The 18,222-nt window shown below is 71.0% G+C and carries 18 protein-coding genes and 1 riboswitch; of the genes, 5 read left to right on the top strand and 13 right to left on the bottom strand.

Going from position 1 to position 18,222, the window contains the following annotated elements:
* Positions 1–109 precede the first annotated feature (109 nt).
* The 4 genes from AB0E14_RS02400 to AB0E14_RS02415 all read right to left on the bottom strand — a co-directional run bounded on the left by AB0E14_RS02400 (position 110) and on the right by AB0E14_RS02415 (position 3,837).
* Positions 110–1,114 carry an ABC transporter permease gene (locus tag AB0E14_RS02400; RefSeq protein WP_362410602.1) on the bottom strand — a complete coding sequence of 335 codons (1,005 nt, stop codon included), beginning with the start codon at positions 1,112–1,114 and terminating at the stop codon, positions 110–112.
* Positions 1,115–1,478: 364 nt separating this feature from the next.
* Complete coding sequence (locus AB0E14_RS02405; RefSeq protein WP_362410605.1) at positions 1,479–2,267, bottom strand: enhanced serine sensitivity protein SseB C-terminal domain-containing protein; 789 nt, start codon at positions 2,265–2,267, stop codon at positions 1,479–1,481.
* A 40-nt stretch (positions 2,268–2,307) separates the two neighbouring features.
* Positions 2,308–3,048: an enhanced serine sensitivity protein SseB gene (locus AB0E14_RS02410; RefSeq protein ID WP_362410608.1), complete on the bottom strand. Its 741-nt coding sequence runs from the start codon at positions 3,046–3,048 to the stop codon at positions 2,308–2,310.
* Positions 3,049–3,162: 114 nt separating this feature from the next.
* Positions 3,163–3,837 (bottom strand): AAA family ATPase, encoded by a 675-nt coding sequence (locus tag AB0E14_RS02415; RefSeq protein ID WP_362410611.1) that lies wholly within the window; start codon positions 3,835–3,837, stop codon positions 3,163–3,165.
* A 140-nt stretch (positions 3,838–3,977) separates the two neighbouring features.
* Positions 3,978–4,080, top strand: a riboswitch (glycine riboswitch).
* Positions 4,081–4,242: 162 nt separating this feature from the next.
* Here AB0E14_RS02415 and gcvT point away from each other — a divergent pair.
* From gcvT to AB0E14_RS02435, 4 genes are all read left to right on the top strand, one after another.
* Positions 4,243–5,370 (top strand): glycine cleavage system aminomethyltransferase GcvT, encoded by a 1,128-nt coding sequence (gcvT, locus tag AB0E14_RS02420; protein WP_362410614.1) that lies wholly within the window; start codon positions 4,243–4,245, stop codon positions 5,368–5,370.
* 123 nt (positions 5,371–5,493) lie between these two features.
* Entirely contained in the window at positions 5,494–5,871 is a 378-nt protein-coding gene (gcvH, locus tag AB0E14_RS02425; RefSeq protein ID WP_362410617.1) for a glycine cleavage system protein GcvH, read from the top strand.
* Positions 5,872–5,894: 23 nt separating this feature from the next.
* On the top strand, positions 5,895–7,154 hold the full coding sequence (gene glyA / locus AB0E14_RS02430) for a serine hydroxymethyltransferase (protein WP_362410620.1): 1,260 nt from the start codon (positions 5,895–5,897) through the stop codon (positions 7,152–7,154).
* A gap of 150 nt (positions 7,155–7,304) precedes the next feature.
* Entirely contained in the window at positions 7,305–8,675 is a 1,371-nt protein-coding gene (locus AB0E14_RS02435; RefSeq protein ID WP_362410623.1) for an L-serine ammonia-lyase, read from the top strand.
* Positions 8,676–8,717: 42 nt separating this feature from the next.
* Here the strand turns inward: AB0E14_RS02435 and AB0E14_RS02440 are convergent, their stop codons facing one another.
* From AB0E14_RS02440 to AB0E14_RS02450, 3 genes are all read right to left on the bottom strand, one after another.
* Positions 8,718–9,359, bottom strand: coding sequence for a hypothetical protein (locus AB0E14_RS02440; RefSeq protein ID WP_362410626.1), 642 nt, complete (start codon positions 9,357–9,359; stop codon positions 8,718–8,720).
* Positions 9,356–10,303 (bottom strand): hypothetical protein, encoded by a 948-nt coding sequence (locus AB0E14_RS02445; protein WP_362410629.1) that lies wholly within the window; start codon positions 10,301–10,303, stop codon positions 9,356–9,358. Before AB0E14_RS02445 ends, AB0E14_RS02440 begins: the two co-directional genes overlap by 4 nt.
* Positions 10,304–10,785: 482 nt before the next feature.
* Complete coding sequence (locus AB0E14_RS02450) at positions 10,786–11,001, bottom strand: EF-hand domain-containing protein (protein WP_362410632.1); 216 nt, start codon at positions 10,999–11,001, stop codon at positions 10,786–10,788.
* Positions 11,002–11,074: 73 nt separating this feature from the next.
* On the opposite strand from AB0E14_RS02450, the gene AB0E14_RS02455 reads away from it, so the two are divergent.
* On the top strand, positions 11,075–11,713 hold the full coding sequence (locus tag AB0E14_RS02455; RefSeq protein ID WP_362410635.1) for a GNAT family N-acetyltransferase: 639 nt from the start codon (positions 11,075–11,077) through the stop codon (positions 11,711–11,713).
* Positions 11,714–11,716: 3 nt separating this feature from the next.
* Here the strand turns inward: AB0E14_RS02455 and AB0E14_RS02460 are convergent, their stop codons facing one another.
* The 6 genes from AB0E14_RS02460 to AB0E14_RS02485 all read right to left on the bottom strand — a co-directional run bounded on the left by AB0E14_RS02460 (position 11,717) and on the right by AB0E14_RS02485 (position 18,141).
* Positions 11,717–12,904 (bottom strand): hypothetical protein, encoded by a 1,188-nt coding sequence (locus AB0E14_RS02460; RefSeq protein ID WP_362410638.1) that lies wholly within the window; start codon positions 12,902–12,904, stop codon positions 11,717–11,719.
* The gene (locus AB0E14_RS02465) at positions 12,904–13,680 is read right to left on the bottom strand and encodes a polysaccharide deacetylase family protein (protein ID WP_362410642.1); all 777 of its coding nucleotides are present in this window, start codon (positions 13,678–13,680) and stop codon (positions 12,904–12,906) included. Before AB0E14_RS02465 ends, AB0E14_RS02460 begins: the two co-directional genes overlap by 1 nt.
* A 361-nt stretch (positions 13,681–14,041) precedes the next feature.
* Positions 14,042–14,545, bottom strand: a complete 504-nt coding sequence (locus AB0E14_RS02470; protein ID WP_362410645.1) for an ATP-binding protein — start codon at positions 14,543–14,545, stop codon at positions 14,042–14,044.
* 121 nt (positions 14,546–14,666) lie between these two features.
* Entirely contained in the window at positions 14,667–15,434 is a 768-nt protein-coding gene (locus tag AB0E14_RS02475; protein WP_362410648.1) for an enoyl-CoA hydratase-related protein, read from the bottom strand.
* Positions 15,435–15,511: 77 nt separating this feature from the next.
* Positions 15,512–16,756, bottom strand: a complete 1,245-nt coding sequence (locus tag AB0E14_RS02480) for an Ig-like domain-containing protein (protein WP_362410651.1) — start codon at positions 16,754–16,756, stop codon at positions 15,512–15,514.
* A gap of 164 nt (positions 16,757–16,920) precedes the next feature.
* Positions 16,921–18,141 carry an Ig-like domain-containing protein gene (locus tag AB0E14_RS02485; RefSeq protein WP_362410654.1) on the bottom strand — a complete coding sequence of 407 codons (1,221 nt, stop codon included), beginning with the start codon at positions 18,139–18,141 and terminating at the stop codon, positions 16,921–16,923.
* Between the last annotated feature and the right edge of the window lie 81 nt (positions 18,142–18,222).

Genomic DNA, 18,222 nt, shown 5'->3' on the forward strand with positions numbered 1-18,222 from the left:
ACCTCCGGAATAGTGGCGGCCGTTACGGCGGTCCGCCGGGTGGTGATTGCCTCCTGTCAACAGCGGCAGGGGCGGGTCTGTACGGGCGTGCGGGCGGTTCGGCGGGCGGTCAGCGCGCTGCCTTCGGGTCGAGCGCGTCGCGCACGCCGTCGCCGAAGAGGTTGAACGCCAGAACGGTGATGAAGATCGCGAGGCCGGGGATCACCATGAACAGGGGATCCGATTCATAGGTGGAGATGGCCGTCGAGAGCATCTGGCCCCAGGAGGCGGTGGGCGGCTTGACGCCCGCGCCGAGGAAGCTGAGGGCCGCTTCGGTGAGGATGTTCGTGGGGATCATGAGGGTCGCGTAGACCATGATCGGGGCGATCAGGTTGGGCAGCAGCTCCCGGCGCAGGATGTAGAGCCGGCCGGCGCCCAGCGAGCGGGCCGCCTCCACGTACTCGCGGTTGCGCAGCGAGAGGGTCTGGCCGCGGACGATCCGGCCGACGTACGGCCAGCCGAAGAAGCCGATCACGACCACCAGCGCGCCGATGCGGACCCCGGAACCGGAGAAGCCGAGCAGCTCGTTGGGGAGCACGGAGACCAGGGCGATGGTGAAGAGCAGCTGCGGGAAGGCGAGCATGACGTCCATGACCCGGCTGAGGGCCGCGTCGACCCAGCCGCCGAAGTAGCCGGCGACGACGCCGAGGACGGTGCCGAGGACGACCGCGAACATCGCCGCGAGGAAGGCGACGAGCAGCGAGATCCGCGCCCCGTAGACGATCCGGCTGAAGACGTCACGGCCGTTGACCGGCTCGACGCCGAGCAGGAAGTCGGAGCTGATGCCGCCGTAGGGGCCGATCGGGGTGCCGAAGAGCGGGTCGATCTGGTCCTCGTGGAACTCGTCCGGCGGGTGGCCGAGCAGCCCCACGATGAGGGGCGCGAAGATCGCGACGAAGACCAGGAAGATCACGATCGCGCCGCCGGCCAGCGCGAGCTTGTCGCGCTTGAGCCTGGTCCAGGCGATCTGCCAGGGGGAACGACCCTCGATCGCCTTGCCCGCAGGCGCGGGAGGCACGGCATCGACGGCGGCGGTCGACTCGGCCGCACTCGTCTCGTGCAGTGGTGCCGTCATCGTGGTGAGGACCCCTCTCGGCCGCCGGTAGCCGGCCCTTGCCCGCCGCGGGTAGCGGCTTGGTGGAACAACTGCGGGGCACCGGCCAGGAGGCCGAACGCCCGGTGTTCCGGGGAGTCTTCAATGTGGTCGCGATCACCCGCCAGACCTCACGGTGAATGTTTGCTCAACCGTGATGCGGTTCGTTGCCTTCCGTTATCCGGACTCTGTGATCGCGTCAGCGGACCATCTCGGCCACTATTCGGCTCAAACGGACATCCACCCCAACACCCCTGTGACAGGTGCCAATTGGGGTGACGCATGGGGTGGCGAATCGGGTGATTCGCCATGTCCGGGACGCGACGCGCCAGGTGCGGGACGCGGCTCAGTACGTGCGGGGCACGGCCGGCGGGTAGCCGTAGCCGGAGGCGGGCGGCGCGGGCGCCGCGTGCGCGTCGCGGTCGTAGAACGGCCGGGCGTTGGCGCGCAGCCACATCGCGACGGGGTCGTACGCGTCCGACATCGCGACCGTCGAGACGGGCAGGCCGTCGGGGACCGCGGAGACCGACTGCCGCATCATCGCGCGCACCGACTCCACGGCGGCGGCGGAGGTGTCGTACAGGTCGAGACCGATGGCGAGGTACGGGGAGCCGAGCGCGGGCTGCACCCAGGCCCTGCGCAGCGACCGTACGGACGGGGTGCGATGGGCGTTCTGGGTCAGCAGGGCGTAGAACTGCGGAATCTCGAGCGCGGGTTCGGAGAGCCTGAGCGGTCCGGCCGGCATCCGGTCGAGACCGGTGGCGATCCGGCGCAGGTCCGCCCAGGGGATGCCGACGCCGCCGTTCGGGTCGTGCGGGTTGAGCCAGATGCCCACCCGGTCGGGGTAGAGCGCGCCGGCGATCTCGCGTCCCGTGACCGCCTCGTGCGCGCGGTTCCAGCCGGAGGCGGCCAGCTCCTGGGCGGAGGTGACGCACGGGGCGTACCCGAAGCCGTCGACCTCCATGTGTCCGTACTGGGCGTCGGGCGAGCCGGGGGTGCCCTGCCAGAGCAGCATCCAGACGCCGCCGTCGGCGAGGGCGCGCAGCAGGTCCTCGTACGCCTCGTAGCGTCCGGGTGCCACCTGGCGCAGCCTGTGCTCGACCATTCCGGTCGCAGCGGTGCCTGACGCGCTCACGCTGTTCTCCGCCCCTCTTCCGTCCACCGCTTCAGCTTAGTTACCGGGAGGCCCGCTGGTAGAAGGGGCGCACCCGCTCCAGCAGCCAGTCGCCGACCGGGTCCTGCGCCACGTCGAGCAGGATGAGGTTGACCGGCCAGGCCACCTCGACCCGGCCGAGCGCGCGGCCGAGGGCGTCCAGCGGGGCGTTCCGGTCGACGCCGTCCCAGGTGACGAGCTCGACGCCGACGAAGAGGGCCGGTTCGGTGCCCTCGACGCTGGCCAGGGCGCGGCGGGCGGAGAGGACGACTCCGGTGTCCTCGAACTCGGCGGAGGCGGCGGAGAGGAAGTCGACGGGGTCGTCCTGCCAGTCGGGCTCGAAGAGCCGGACCCGGCCGCCGCTCGCGGGGCCGTCCAGCGGGGTGCGGCCGGTCCGGCAGAGTTCGGCCACGGCGGGCGGGGGCAGCGGGGCGCCGACGGTGCCGCCGGGGTTCACGGCGATGCCGAGCTGCGGGGGCAGTCCGCGGGCGAAGTCACGGGCGGGGGCGACGGTGAAGGACATGTGGCTGCCGACGCAGGCGAGGAACTGCTGCTCGGAGCTGAAGACGGGGACGTACGGCAGTCCGTCGATCTCCATCGTGGGCAGGTCGAGGTCCCGGCTCTCCTGGCTGCCTCCGTTGGGCAGCGGCACCCAGACGGGGCTCCGGCCGAGGACCTCGACGAGGCGGCCCCCGGCGGAGGGGTTGCCGAGCGAGGCCGCGAGGACCTCTTCGAGCTCGTTGCCCGGCCACGTAACGTCCACGGTTCCCGCTTCCCCTGTCTGGCACGCCCTGATCGCGTGTCTGGCGCGCCCTCGTCGTGACGCCCTCGGGGCAGAACCCTAACGCCGCCCTGGCACCCCCGTGGCCAAAAGCGCTCAGTGCGCGGAGCGGAAGGCGATGGTCCGCAGGGCTCCTGCGGCGTCCCGGTCGAGCAGCGTCGCCGAGGCGCAGCCGCGGGGCAGCCGGCCCGCCTCGACCGAGCGGAGGAGCCGGCCGACGGCCCGGCGGTGCCGGGCGAAGGCGTAGCCGGAGACGCCCCGGCCGCGCTCGCGCTGGCCGGCCCGGGCGGCGGCGGGTGGGACGTCGAGCAGGATCAGATGGAGGGCGCCGCCCCGGCGGCGGGCCTCGCGGGCCAGCCAGTTCCGCACCCAGGACTGGGTGCCGCAGTCGTGGACGACGACGCTCCGCCCGGCCCGCAGCGCGCGCCACAGACCGGCGTAGTGGGCGATCCGGGCCAGCGGGCGGTAGACCGCGTACGGCAGGAAGGCGGGCAGCCGGGCCTCCCAGCGCTCGCGGGCGTCCTGGGAGTCGATGCCGAGGCCGTCCGCGGCGCGCCGCATCAGCGTGGACTTGCCGCTGCCGGGCAGCCCGGAGACCACCACGAGGTCGCCCGCCGTGAAGGCGAGCGTGCGGGGGCCGCGGCCGCCGCGCTCGCGCAGATCGCGCAGCAGGGGCGCGGCGCGGCGTCTGCGGGTCCTGGCGCGGGCGCGGGCACGCGGGGCCGGTATCCCCGTACTCGTGGCGTAGGCGCCGGAGCGCTGGATCGTCATCGTCTCTCCCCCAGTCGGGTCCCGAGAACCCCTTGCCCACAAAGTGTAAAGAAGGGGTAATCAGTCACAAGCGATTTGCCGATCCGACACCGCGTGCAATGATGTCCGCGCCAAGCGCACACAACCGCATACCGGCCGCTCGAATCCGCGCGGGAGAGTCCCGGAACCACCACGGTGGGCCCCGGGCGCCGAAGGAGCAAGACCCTCCCTTGAATCTCTCAGGCCCCGTACCGCGTGGATGAGGCAGATCTGAAAAGCGGGACACGCCCTCGCGTGTCCCCACCCAAGGTGCAAGCCGATCTCTCGGTGACGAGATGCTCTCGGTGAACCTCTCAGGTTCCATGACAGATGGGGAGGACGTCCTCGCCCGTCATGTTTTCCGCCCTTGGGATCCGGGAGCCACCCATGAGCACGTCTGCCCCCCGTCTGACCGCCCTCGATGCCCTGCATCGCTCCCTGGGCGCGACCATGACCGACTTCGCCGGCTGGGACATGCCGCTGCGCTACGGCAGCGAGCGGGACGAGCACGTCGCCGTCCGCACCAAGGCGGGCCTCTTCGACCTCTCCCACATGGGCGAGATCACCGTCACCGGCCCGCAGGCGGTCGAGCTGCTCGACTTCGCCCTGGTCGGCAACATCTCCACGGTCGGCGTGGGCCGCGCCCGCTACACGATGATCTGCCAGGAGGACGGCGGCATCCTCGACGACCTGATCGTGTACCGGCTCGCTGACACCGAGTACATGGTCGTCGCCAACGCCTCCAACGCCCAGATCGTCCTCGACGCGCTCACCGAGCGCGCGGCCGGCTTCGACGCCGAGGTCCGCGACGACCGCGACGCGTACGCCCTGATCGCCGTCCAGGGCCCGGAGTCCCCCGGCATCCTGAAGTCGCTCACCGACGCCGACCTGGACGGGCTGAAGTACTACGCCGGCCTGCCGGGCACGGTCGCCGGGGTCCCCGCCCTGATCGCCCGTACCGGCTACACCGGCGAGGACGGCTTCGAGCTGTTCCTGAAGCCGGAGCACGCCGAGGGCGTCTGGAAGGCGCTGACCGAGGCGGGCGCGCCGGTCGGCCTGATCCCCTGCGGCCTGTCCTGCCGTGACACGCTGCGCCTGGAGGCGGGCATGCCGCTGTACGGGCACGAGCTGACGACCTCCCTCACCCCGTTCGACGCCGGTCTCGGCCGGGTCGTGAAGTTCGAGAAGACGACGAACGAGGGCCGCTTCGTCGGCCGCGAGGCGCTCGAGAAGGCCGCCGAGCGCGCCGAGACCGCCCCGCCGCGCAAGCTGGTCGGCCTGATCGCCGAGGGCCGCCGCGTCCCGCGCGCCGGTTTCTCCGTCGTCGCGAACGGCGAGGTCATCGGCGAGGTCACCTCGGGCGCGCCGTCCCCGACGCTCGGAAAGCCGATCGCGATCGCCTACGTGGACGCGGCGCACGCCGAGCCCGGCACCCAGGGTGTAGGTGTGGACATCCGCGGCACGCACGAGCCGTACGAGGTCGTGGCGCTGCCCTTCTACAAGCGTCAGAAGTGACGGCGCACCGGAACTGACGATCGGGGCGGGCGTGAGGTATCCCACCCCCTCACGTCTCACCCCGCGTCTCATCCCGTAAGACCAGCGTTCATCAGCACTCCCCCGATCCAGGAGAATCACGACATGAGCAACCCCCAGCAGCTCCGCTACAGCAAGGAGCACGAGTGGCTGTCGGACGTCGTCGACGGCGTCGCGACGGTCGGCATCACCGAGCACGCGGCGAACGCCCTCGGTGACGTCGTCTACGTGCAGCTCCCGGAGGTCGGGGACACCGTGACCGCGGGCGAGTCCTGTGGCGAGCTGGAGTCCACCAAGTCCGTCAGCGACCTGTACGCCCCGGTGACCGGCGAGATCGTCGAGGCCAACCAGGACGTCGTGGACGACCCCTCCCTGGTGAACACCGCCCCGTTCGAGGGTGGCTGGCTGTTCAAGGTGCGCATCACCGGTGAGCCGGACGAGCTGCTCACCGCCGACGAGTACACCGCCTTCACCGCAGGCTGACCGAGACCCGTAGGGATCGATCCATGTCGCTTATGAACACCCCTCTCCATGAGCTGGACCCGGACGTCGCCGCCGCCGTCGACGCCGAGCTCCACCGCCAGCAGTCCACCCTCGAGATGATCGCCTCGGAGAACTTCGCTCCGGTCGCGGTCATGGAGGCCCAGGGCTCGGTCCTCACCAACAAGTACGCCGAGGGCTACCCGGGCCGCCGCTACTACGGCGGCTGCGAGCACGTCGACGTGGCCGAGCAGATCGCCATCGACCGGATCAAGGACCTGTTCGGCGCCGAGTACGCCAACGTCCAGCCGCACTCCGGCGCCTCCGCGAACCAGGCCGCGCTCTTCGCGATCGCCCAGCCGGGCGACACGATCCTGGGCCTGGACCTGGCGCACGGCGGTCACCTGACCCACGGCATGCGCCTGAACTTCTCGGGCAAGCAGTTCAACGTGGTCGCGTACCACGTGGACGAGGCCGGTCTGGTCGACATGGCCGAGGTCGAGCGCCTGGCCAAGGAGCACCGCCCGAAGGTGATCATCGCGGGCTGGTCCGCCTACCCGCGTCAGCTGGACTTCGCGGAGTTCCGCCGGATCGCCGACGAGGTCGAGGCGTACCTGTGGGTCGACATGGCCCACTTCGCGGGCCTGGTCGCGGCCGGTCTGCACCCGAACCCGGTCCCGCACGCCGACGTGGTCACCTCGACCACGCACAAGACGCTCGGCGGCCCGCGCGGCGGCATCATCCTCGCGAAGAAGGAGTTCGCGAAGAAGCTGAACTCCTCGGTCTTCCCCGGTTTCCAGGGCGGCCCGCTGGAGCACGTGATCGCGGCCAAGGCCGTCTCGTTCAAGATCGCGGCCTCGGAGGAGTTCAAGGAGCGCCAGCAGCGCACCCTGGACGGCGCCCGGATCCTGGCCGAGCGCCTGGTCCAGGACGACGTCACCGCGCACGGCGTCTCGGTCCTGTCCGGCGGCACGGACGTGCACCTGGTCCTGGTGGACCTGCGCAACTCCGAGCTGGACGGCCAGCAGGCCGAGGACCGCCTCCACGAGGTCGGCATCACGGTCAACCGGAACGCGATCCCGAACGACCCGCGTCCGCCGATGGTCACCTCGGGTCTGCGCATCGGTACGCCGGCGCTCGCGACCCGCGGTTTCGGCGCCGAGGACTTCGCCGAGGTCGCCGACGTCATCGCGGAGACCCTGAAGCCCGGCTTCGACGCCGACGCCCTGAAGGCCCGGGTCGTCGCGCTGGCCGAGAAGCACCCGCTGTACCCCGGCCTGAAGTAATTTCGTACCCTTTTGTTGGTATGAAGCTCCGGGGCACCGCGCACACTGGACAGTGAGCCGGTGCCCCACCCCTTTGTCCCGCTCGCTTTCCTGCTCTGTTCTGCACCACCCCGGCAGACAACGGCGTCAGCCCCCCACAAGGAGTCCCCCGTGGCCATCTCGGTCTTCGACCTGTTCTCGATCGGCATCGGCCCGTCCAGCTCGCACACGGTGGGCCCGATGCGCGCGGCCCGGATGTTCGCGCGCCGTCTGAAGAACGAAGGCCTCCTGGCGCACACGGCGTCGATACGGGCCGAGCTGTACGGCTCGCTGGGCGCGACCGGCCACGGGCACGGCACGCCGAAGGCGGTCCTGCTGGGCCTGGAGGGCAACTCGCCGCGCACGGTGAACGTGGAGACCGCGGACGACGAGTTCGAGCGGATCAAGTCGAGCGGCCGGATCAACGTCCTCGGGATGCACGAGATCCCCTTCGACTTCGACGCGGACCTGATCCTGCACCGGCGCAAGGCGCTGCCGTACCACGCCAACGGCATGACGGTCTTCGCGTACGACGTCGAGGGCGCGCTGGTCCTGGAGAAGACGTACTACTCGGTCGGCGGCGGCTTCGTCGTCGACGAGGACGCGGTCGAGGGCTCGGACCCGATCATCCCGGACGACACGGTCCTGAAGTACCCCTTCCGCACGGGCGACGAGCTGCTCCGGCTCGCGAAGGAGACGGGCCTGTCGATCTCCGCGATGATGATGGAGAACGAGAAGGCCTGGCGCACCGAGGACGAGATCCGCGAGGGCCTCCTGGAGATCTGGCGGGTCATGCAGGCCTGCGTCTCGCGCGGCATGTCCCGCGAGGGCATCCTGCCCGGCGGCCTGAAGGTCCGCCGCCGCGCCGCGAACACGGCCCGCAAGCTGCGCTCCGAGGGCGAGCCGGCGGCGCTCGCGATGGAGTGGATCACGCTCTACGCGATGGCCGTGAACGAGGAGAACGCGGCGGGCGGCCGCGTGGTGACCGCCCCGACGAACGGTGCGGCGGGCATCATCCCGGCGGTCCTGCACTACTACATGAACTTCGTGCCGGGCGCCGACGACGACGGCGTGGTCCGCTTCATGCTCGCGGCGGGCGCGGTCGGCATGCTCTTCAAGGAGAACGCCTCGATCTCGGGCGCCGAGGTCGGCTGCCAGGGCGAGGTCGGCTCGGCCTGCTCGATGGCGGCCGGCGCCCTCGCGGAGGTCATGGGCGGCTCCCCGGAGCAGGTCGAGAACGCGGCCGAGATCGGCATGGAGCACAACCTGGGCCTGACCTGCGACCCGGTCGGCGGCCTGGTCCAGATCCCGTGCATCGAGCGCAACGGCATGGCGGCGGTCAAGGCGGTCACGGCCGCGAAGATGGCCCTCCGCGGCGACGGCAGCCACCTGGTCTCCCTGGACAAGGTCATCAAGACGATGAAGGAGACCGGCGCGGACATGTCGGTCAAGTACAAGGAGACGGCGCGGGGCGGTCTCGCGGTGAACATCATCGAGTGCTGATCACACACGGCTGATCAGCACAGGCTGATCACCGCGTGCTGATCACCGCCTGCTGATTCCCGGGGCGGTCCGGGTCTCGTGCGGATTCGGCTCGTGCCGCAGCAGCGGCACCGGGCCCCGCATCGCGAATCCGCCCGGGAGGTCCAGCCGGCCGCCCCGTCGCTCGGCGATCACCGCCCCCTGCGCCCCCAGGCTCACGTCGACCGCGCACTCCCCCGACCGCACGCCGGTCAGGCAGGCGTCGCGGACCACACAGACGAGCCCGGAGATCCAGAAGACCACGCTCAGCTGCACGTCCAGTGTGCCGATCTTCGCGCCGTCCACGTAGACGTCGACGTAGGGCCGGTGCGTGGAGGTGACCCGATGGGTCGCGAGGGCGACGACCTCCTCGCTGCCCGGCAGGTCCCGGGTACGGCGCGCGGCGGACTGCAGCGCGGAGTGGCCGCGCCAGCCGGCGGCGGCCAGGTCGAACACGTCGAGGCCGAGGAAGTCGTCCACGACGGTGGCCAGCTCGTGCTCGACCGCCCGGTCGGCGGCGGGCGTCCGGCCCCGTACGGACGCGAGCAGCGGCCCGGCCGTGCCATGGGCACGCAGCGGCCCGTCGAGGCCTTCACCGTCGCCGAGCAGGAACGAGCGGACGGCGATCGTCGGGGTCGTGGCCCTCAAGGGCGCGGTCGTGGTCATCGGTCCTCCTCGTCGAGGGTCTGCCGACCGGGGTCCGGGTGCGGGTCGAGCCGGGTGGTGTGGGTGGGCGGCTCGCCGGGCGGACGGTACTCGGTCAGCGCCGTGTCGCCGGTGGCGGGCCGCAGGGTCGCCCGTACGTGGCTGCGCACCCAGCGGGGGCCTCGGTGCAGCCGCCCGAAGTAGACGGCCGCGGCGGCGGCGAGAGCGAGCGCACCGCCCAGGGACGCAGGACCGACGACCCACCCGACGGGGGTGGAGCCGCCGCCGTTGCCTCCGGGCGGGACGGTTGCGTTGGGGTCGGTCTGGTTCGGGTCGGTCTGATTCGGGTCGGTCTGATTCGGGTCGGTCTGGTTCGGGTCCGTCTGGTTCGGGTCGGTCTGGAAGGGGTCCGTCTGGTTCGGGTCCGTCTGGTTCGGGTCCGTCTGGTTCGGGTCCGTCGGGTTCGGCTCGTCCGTGACCTCGTACGAAGCCTCGTCGTACTGCTCCGGGTAGTCCTGGCAGACCGCCCGCACCGTGTGCCCGCCCGGCTCCGCGTCGCTCGGTACCGGGATCTCGGTGGCGAAAGTGGCCTGCTCCGTGACGGGGGCGGTGGTCAGCGACTCGTCGCCGTCCCACAGCAGGTCGACGTTCGAGCAACGGAAGCCCGTGCCCTCCGCCTGTACGGTGCTCCCTTTCGTGCCCTCCTCCTCGGCGAGGGCGAGGAGCGGGTCCCCCGGGGTTTCGACGACGTAGACGGCCTCCGCATAGAGGGACGACGCATCGGTGCACACGGCCCGGAAGGTGTACGTGCCCGGGTCAGAATCAGCCGGGACGGTCTCCGTGTACGAGAAGTCGCCGTTCTCCGACACGGGGATGCCGGACGCGATCTCGGGCCCGCCCACCACGTGGAGATACACGGTGCCACCAGGGCACTCGTCGAAGCCCGTGCCCCGGACGTCGATCACGTCCCCGACGGAGCCGTGGTCCGGGTCGAGCGTGAGGGAGGCCTCGGCATCCGGCGGTTCCGTCGTCGACGGCGGTTCCGATGGCGTCGGCGGCGATTCCGGTGGTGTCGATTCCGGTGGTGGCGGCGGTTCCGACGTGCCCGATGGCGGCTCCGACGTCGTCGGTGGGGGCGTCGGTTCGGCCGACGCCGGGATGGCGACCGGTCCCACGCTGATCGCTACGCTCAGAAGCACAGCCATCAGCAATCGACGCACCAGCCGCGCGACAGTAACCATAGGGAGAGGGTTTGGGGGAACACCCCTATTTTCCCACCAGGTTCACGCCCGCGCGCGTCGTCCTGCCCAGGGGGAGCCGGCGCAGGGTCGAACACGTGCCGGCGGATCCGGGGAGCGTCACCGCTCGATCGTCACCGGCGCCCGGGCGGGCGGCAACTCACGTGCGTACGCACGGAGTACACGCCGCCCGCCCCGCGCGGCAGGGGTCAGGCCTTGCTGAGGTGGGCCCAGAACTCGTCCCACGACAGCTTGCCGTCGTGGTTGTCGTCGCGCTGCTTGATGAGCGCCTCGGCGACCGTCTCGGTGACGTTGAAGTCACCCAGCTGGGCCATGACGCTCTTGTACTCGGAGGCGGTGATGAAGCCGTCCTTGTCCACGTCGAACCGATCGAACGCCGTGCGTGCCGACTCGATGTCCGCCACTGTTTCCGCCCCTTCTTGGTGCTTCTCTGACGGGGTCAGATTAGCGGGCGCGGTCGTGCCGGATGATGGGGGTATGAGCGACGATGTGGCACGGATTCTGGCCGACGCGGCGGAGGGAAGGTTCCCGCCGCCGGACGGGACGACGACGGTCGTCCCGCAGCCGAGCACGCGCGACGCCGGGGTCCTCGCCTTCACCGCGCACTCCGTCGTCTTCACGGACGCGGATCCGGAGTGGGTGCGGGCGGAGTTGGCCGCCACCGCCAGTGACCCACTGGCCGCGTCGATGAATCCCGGGTTCCTGCTGGCCCTCATGCGGCGGACCGGGCGCCGGATGAACACCGTCGACCTGCTCACCGTCGCCCCCGCCCTGCCCGGCGCCCCCGAGCTGCCGCTGCGGGAGATCCGGGACCCCGAGCACCCGCGGGTCGCTCGGGCGCTGAAGTACCGCGACGACGTCCGGGTGTGGGGCGCCGACGGCGGCGTGGTCGTCCTCGGCCGTGGCGTCGCCGGGCGCTGGGAGGCCGCGATCGAGGTGGACGAGGACGTCAGGCACCGCGGGATCGGCCGGGCCCTCGCGCTCGCCGCCCGGCACCTCACGCCGGGCGACGTGGTCTGGTCCCAGCAGTCCCCGGGCAACGCCCGCAGCGTCCGGGTCTTCCAGGCCGCCGGCTACCGTCCCGTCGCCTCCGAGGCCCTGCTGGTCGCCGCCTGACGGTCAGCGGAAGACTCCCGTGTGGCCGAGCGAGTACCGGCCCGGCTGCGGGTAGACCGCCAGGCCGTGCGGGCCGCCGCCGACCGGGATGCGGGCCAGCTGCTTCCCGGTCGTCGTGTCGATCGCGTACACCTCGGAGTCGTACCGGCCGGACAGCCACAGCACCTTGCCGTCGGCGGAGACGCCGCCCATGTCCGGTGAACCGCCGTCCGGCAGCCGCCACTTCTTCGTCAGCCTGTTCCGGTCGAAGTCGAAGACGGAGACGGAGCCCTCGCCGCGGTTGGGGATGTACATCTCCTTGGAGTCGCGGGAGATGTACAGGCCGTGGGCGCCCTTGCCGGTCGGCATCAGCTGCGGGGTGGTGAACTTCTCGCCGTCGAGGACCCACACGCCGTGGGCCATCATGTCGGCGATGTAGAAGGTCTTGCCGTCCGGGGAGATCTTCACGTCCTGCGGCATGGCGCCCTCGAAGGGCAGTCGCTGCTGGCCGATGACCTCCATCCTCTCGGTGTCGACCTTCAGGAGTTCGCCGGAGAACTCGCAGGAGACGACGAAGTACCGGCCGTCGGCGGAGAAGTCGGCGTGGTTGACGCCGTAGCAGCTGACCGGGACGGTCTTCTTCCGTTCCATCGTGTGCGGGTCGCGGAAGACCAGTTCGCGGTCGAGGGAGGCCATGACGACGGCGTACTTCCCGTTGGGCGTGAAGTACAGGTTGTACGGGTCGTGGACCTCGACGGGCTTTCCGGCGACGCCGGTGGCCGGGTCGATCGGGGTGAGCGTGTGGCCCCGGTTGTTGTTGACCCAGAGGGTCTTCAGGTCCCAGGACGGCACGACGTGCTGCGGCTGGACGCCGACCGGGATCGTCTCGACGACCTTGTACGTCGCCGGGTCGATGACCGAGACCGTGTTGGAGTTGGTGTTGGGGACGTAGACCCGGCTGGGGAAGCCCTTCACCACGGGCGAGAGCCTGCCGGGGCGGTCGGCGGCGTAGATGTCGTTCGGGTCGAGGACCGGCGGCATGCCCGGCAGCCCCGCGGGGGCGGCCTTCTTCGGTACGGCGGGGAGCGCGGCGGCCTGCTCCCGGCCGCCGCCCCGGGGCTCGGCGGCCCGGTCCGCGGTGCCGCACCCGGCGAGCGCGGCGAGCAGCGCGGCGGCGAGGAGGCTCTTCGTGCGCGTGGTGAGAGGCAGCATCAGGTCAGCAGCTCCGTGGTCGTCACCGCGCGCAGGCCGCGGCGGTCGAGTTCGGCGAGGAGGGGCGGCAGCGCGGCGAGGGTGTCCGGGTAGCCGAGGTGCAGGCTCACCACGGATCCGGCCCCGACGCGCGTGGTGACGTTCCGGACGACGGCGGGGGCACCGGGCGAGGTGTGGTCGAGGGAGTCGACGCCGTACGAGAGGACGTGCGGGTATCCGGCCCGCCGGGCGGCCCGGCGGACGGCCTCTCCGGCGTGCCGGGTCCTGGAGGGGCGGAACCAGGTGCCGATGGAGCCGGTGAGACGGCGCAGCCGGGTGGCGCAGGCGGCGATCTCGGCGTGCGCCTGGTCCTCGGTCATCGCGTCGACGTCGAGGTGGCGCTGGGTGTGGTTGCCGAGGTCGTGGCCGCCGTCGAGGACGCGGCGGGCGAGGTCGGGGTGGGCGTCGAGCCACTCGCCGACGGCGAGGACGGTGACCCGGGCGCCGCCCTTCTCGGCCTCGGCGAGCAGGGCGCGGGCGAGGGCGGGGTCGCCCTGGCCGTGGAAGGTGAGGGCGACCAGGGGGCGGTCGCGCGGGCCGTCGGTGATCTCGACGGGCAGCCCGGGGAAGCGGCGCGGGGCCGGGGCCTCGGGCGGCCTGGGGGCGGGTGCGGGGTCCCGGGGCGGCGCCGGACGGGTCTCGGTGCCGCAGGCGGTCGTGAGGGCCCCCGCGACGGCCCCGGCGAGGGCGGCGGCCGCACCTGCCCGGAGCGCGCCACGACGGTCGGTGAGGGTCACGCGCCCATTAAAAGGGCGATGTGTCCGGAAAATTACGATTAGGCCAATTCAGGACGTTTGCCATCCCGCACGCGGCGTCCGACATGCGGACACGTCGAGGAAACACCCGATGAACGCCATACTTATTCACCATTTACAAGGTTCGTGCTGCACGTCACCAATGATTCATCGGCGATGCGTGACGGTTTGACCGATTTTGAACCGATAGGGACTTTTGGCGGCAAGGCCACCTGTCTGCCATAGTCGAAGCCACGACCCCCATTGACCCGGGCCAGGTCGTCTTCGAGCACCGTGGGTTACACCCCCCCCCGACCCGCGGCGCTCCATACACAGAAGCCCCCTCTCCGGGGGTTTTTGTGTATCAGCGGTCGGAGACCCGCATCTCGAACCAGGTGGTCTTGCCGCGCGGCTGCAGGTCCACGCCCCAGCGGTCGGAGAGCTTGTCGACGAGGAAGAGGCCGCGGCCGCTGATGTCCATCTCCTGCACGGGCATCAGACAGGGCAGGCCGCGCGAGGGGTCTCGGACCTCGATCCGGATCCAGCCCCGGCGGCGCAGCAGCCTCAGGGCGAACACGCGCGCCCCGGTATGCCGGACGGCGTTCCCGACGAGCTCCGAGACGAGTAAGACCGCGTGCTCCGCGATCTGCGGCGTCAGGGCCCACTGTCGGAGCACCACGCACTGCGTGAGCCGGCGGGCGACCGCGGCGGACTCGGGGCGGGACGGCAGGCGGACGTCGTCCTCGGCCGGGTTGCCGTACAACTCCAGCGCCTTCAGGGCCTGTTCGTCCTCGGCGGTCGGTACCCACCGTGCGGCGGTCGCACCGCCGTGCTGCCGCGGTTGTTCCACACCCTCCAGGCCCGCCATGCCCCCATCATGGCCGTCCGGACGCGGCCGCGTGGCCGTTCCGGAGGAATCCGTACCCCGGAATCAACGATTCCGCGAGATTCCTCCGGCATATGCCAGCGGCCAGTGGGCGGGGTGTCCGTCAGGCGAACTTGGCCTTGCCCGGGCCCTCCTCGACGAAGCTCCGCATCCCGGTCTCCCGGTCCGCGGTCGCGAACAGGCCCGCGAACCAGGTGCGTTCGATCGCGAGGCCGGTGTCGATGTCGGCCTCCAGGCCCTGGTCGATCGCCTCCTTGGCGGCGCGCAGCGCGATGGCCGGGCCCTGCGCCAGCTTGGCGGCCCAGGCGTGCGCCTGCTCGTACACCTCGGCCGCGGGGACGACACGGTCCACCAGACCGAGTGTCAGGGCCTCCTCCGCCTTGACCATCCGGCCGGTGAAGATGAGGTCCTTGGCCTTGGACGGGCCGACGAGGCGGGAGAGCCGCTGGGTGCCGCCGGCGCCGGGGATGAGGCCGAGGAGGATCTCGGGCTGGCCGAGCTTGGCGTTGTCGGCGGCGATCCGGTAGTCGGCGCAGAGCGCCAGCTCGCAGCCGCCGCCCAGGGCGTAGCCGGTGACCGCGGCGACGACGGGCTTGGGGATGCGGGCGATCGCGGTGAAGGAGTCCTGGAGCGCGCGCGACCGCTTCACCATGGCCGCGTGGTCCATGACCTGCATCTCCTTGATGTCCGCGCCGGCCGCGAACACCTTCTCGCCGCCGTACAGGATCACGGCGCGCACGTCGTCGCGGTCGCTCGCCTCCTGGGCCAGCTCGCGCAGGCGGTCCTGGACGGCGATGTCGAGGGCGTTCATCGGGGGGCGGTCGAGGCGGATCGTGCCGACGCCGTCCGCGACTTCGAGGTTCACAGTCATACCCGGCAGGTTAGCCGTCGTTAACGACGAAGGGCCCGGTGCTGTTGCTCACAGCACCGGGCCCCGCGAAGGCGGTGTTACTTGATCCACTCCGACCAGGACATGTTCCAGCCGTTGAGGCCGTTGTCCGGCTGGATCTGCTTGTCCTTCGAGTTCTTCACGACGACCACGTCACCGATGAGCGAGCGGTCGTAGAACCAGGCCGCCGGGGTGGAGCTGTCGCCCGCGCCGCGCGCGTCGCGCAGACCGACGCAGCCGTGGCTGACGTTGGCGGAGCCGAACGTGCCCGAGGAGGCCCAGTAGTTGCCGTGGACGAAGGTGCCCGAGGTGGACAGACGCATCGCGTGCGGCACGTCCTTGATGTCGTACTCGCCGCCGAAGCCGACCGTGGCGCCGTTCATCCGGGTCACCTTGTACTTCTCGCTGATGACCATCTGACCGTTGTACGTGGTCGTGGACGGGGCGCCCGCGGTGATCGGGATGGTCTTGATGATCTTGCCGTCGCGCTCGACCTTCATGGTCTTGGCGCTGGCGTCGACCGTGGAGACCTGGCGGCGGCCGATGGTGAAGGAGACCGTCTTCTTCTGCTTGCCGTAGACGCCCGGGCGGCCCTCGACGCCGTCCAGGTTGAGCTCGACCTTCACCTTGGTGCCGGCGGCCCAGTAGTTCTCCGGGCGGAAGTCGAGGCGGTCGTTGCCGAACCAGTGGCCCTCGATCTCGACGGCGGGCGTCGCGGTGACCTTGATGGCCTTCTCCACGGCCTCGGGGTCGGTGATGCCCCGGGTGAAGCGGATGGAGACCGGCATGCCGACGCCGACGGTCGAACCGTCCTCGGGCGTGTAGTGGCCGATGAAGGTGTTCTTCGGGGTCAGCGTGGTGAAGGTGGTGTCCTTGGCCGACTCACGGCCCTCGGAGTCCTTCGCGATCGCGTGGACCTTGTACTGCGTGCCGGCGGAGAGGTGTCCGACGGGCTGCCAGCTGGCGCCGTCCGCCGATATCTTGCCCTCGACCTCGGCGCCCTTGGTGTCCGCGACCGTGACCGTCGTCAGCTTGCCCTGCTCGGCCGTGACCTTCAGCGCGCCGCTGGTGGCGACCGCGTCGGCGCCGTCCTTCGGGGTGATCGTGACGACCGCCTGCGAGGCGGCGATCTCCTGCTTGCCGCCACCGTCCTTGCCCGGCTCCTGCCCGCCCTTCGCGCCGGTGGTGTCGCCACCACCGCACGCGGTCAGGACGAGGAGCAGCGCCCCCGTCGCCAGCGCCCCCAGGCGGGTGCCGCGGCGCCTGCGTCCGGTGGTCGTTCCGGATATCGGCTGCCCGTTCACTATGGTGTTCTCCCCTCGCACGACCCGGCACTGCCTGGGCCCCACCCCCGTGCACATCCTCTCGCGCACACGGCGCTAGATAATCACACTGGAAGACACGAAAGTTCCACGCGAATGTCACCGTTCAGTCCCAGTTCGCACGGGGTTCGGGTCGGCTGCCCCTGTCATCGCAAGGCGCTACCCGCCTTCCACTCCTCCCATCCCATGTTCCATCCTCCGAGGCCGTTGTCGGGAGCGACCTTTCGGTCACGGGAGTTGACGACCTCGACGACGTCGCCGATGAGCGTGCGGTCGAAGAACCAGCCCGCCGGGGAGTCCGCGCTGCCGCCCTTCTCGTCCCGCAGACCCACGCAGCCGTGGCTGACGTTGGCCGAGCCGAAGGTGGAGGGCGCGGCCCAGTAGTTGCCGTGCAGGAAGGTCCCGGACTCGGTCAGCCGCATCGCGTGCGGCACGTCCTTGATGTCGTACTCCCCGCCGAAGCCGACCGTCCGGCCGTCCATCCGGGTCACGTCGTAGAGCTCCGTGACCACCATCTTCCCGTTGTACGTCGTCGTCTTCGGCGCCCCGGCCGTGATCGGCAGGGTGGCGAGCAGGTCGCCGTCCCTGCGCACCTCCATGGTGTGCTCGGCCGCGTCGACGAGGGAGACCTGGGAGCGGCCGACGGTGAACCCGACGCGCTTGCTCTGGATGCCGTACACCCCGGGCGCTCCTTCCAGGTCGCGCAGGGCGAGGTCGACGGTCACCTTGGTGCCGGGCCGCCAGTACTCCGCCGGGCGGAAGTCGAGCCGCTCCTTGCCGAACCAGTGGCCGACCACGTCGACCGGCGGGTCGGAGGTGACGGTGATGGCCCGCTCGACGGCCTCGCGGTTCTCGATGGCGCGGTTGAAGGAGAAGGAGACGATCATTCCGGTGCCGACAGTGGAACGGTTCTCCGGCTTGAAGTAGCCGATGAAGCGGCGCTCGGGGACGGCGGTGGTGAAGGTGGTGTGCCGGGCGGAGCGCCGGCCGTGCGCGTCCAGCGCCACGGCGTCCACGGTGTACTTGGCCGCGAGGGCGAGCCGGGAGTCCGGCTTCGGCCGCCAGCGCAGCCCGTCCGCGCTGATCTCGCCGGGCACCTCGGCCCGCTGGGCGTCCTCGACCCGGACGACGGCGACCCGCTCCAGACGTCCGCTGTCGACCCTGACCTCGATCGGTCCCTCGGCCGGCACGCCCTTGCTGCCGTCCTCCGGGCTGACCCGGATGACGTCGCCGGGGGCCCGCGCCTTCCCGGGCAGGGGAAGGCCGATCCCGCCGCCGCTCTCGCCCGTGCCGGTGCAGCCCGCCACGCCCGCCATCAGTGCCGCCACCGCGAGCGCGCGGCCCGCCCGCTTCCATACGAATCTCACGCTCGGCCCAACGACGGCCACCCTCCAGGGGAAACGTCCGTGCGGGTCATGTTGGGAGTACGGCCGTACGGGCAGAACAGG

The organism is Streptomyces sp. NPDC047981, from assembly GCF_040653315.1.
Lineage (GTDB): Bacteria > Actinomycetota > Actinomycetes > Streptomycetales > Streptomycetaceae > Streptomyces.